Genomic DNA, 640 nt, shown 5'->3' on the forward strand with positions numbered 1-640 from the left:
GATATTGCCGTCGGTGTTGCTCAGATCCACCGTGCCGCCAGGACCGACATTGCTCTTGCCCGCGGTATCGCCGCCGGTCGACAGGTTCCAGCCCGCGCTCGCCGTCGAACTCACGGCATTCAGCGCACTTCCGACATCGTTATAGGTGTTGCCGCCGATATTGTAGTTCGGTGCACTCACCGTGCCGTCCGGGTTCACGACCGAGCCGCCCCCAAAATTGTCGGCGATCGAGTTCGAGGCCGCGTAGAGCTGCGAGCCGTTGACCGCATCGCTCGAGGTGGCGCTGATATTGCCCTTGGCAAGATTGGTGATCAGGGTGAGGTCCGATGCCCCGATGCCGCCCAGCGTGATCTTGTCCTTGATCGCCGGATCGTCGTATTTCACCGCGGCATTGGCGAGATTGGTCGTATTGGTGTCGAGCTGAGTCAGCGCATTGGACACCGTGGTGTATTGGGTCGGCGCACCGGCCGCATTACCCTTGCCGTCAACAGCCGTGACGTTCTGGCTGAAGCCTGACAGCGTGCCGGTGTTGGGATCGTAGGTCGTGCCGCCCCCGATGGTCGAAGCGGTCGAATTGCCGAGATTGTTGACGTTGTTGCCGAGATTCGTCACCGAGGTGGAGACGCTGTTGAGCTGACTC

The 640-nt window shown here is 61.2% G+C and carries 1 pseudogene; it reads right to left on the reverse strand.

Going from position 1 to position 640, the window contains the following annotated elements:
* Positions 1 to 640: pseudogene (locus ACTJKX_RS38235) on the reverse strand (hypothetical protein); the annotation flags it as partial.

Origin of the sequence: Labrys sp. 22185 (genome assembly GCF_052045555.1) — a bacterium.
GTDB classification, from domain to species: Bacteria; Pseudomonadota; Alphaproteobacteria; order Rhizobiales; family Labraceae; genus Labrys; species Labrys neptuniae.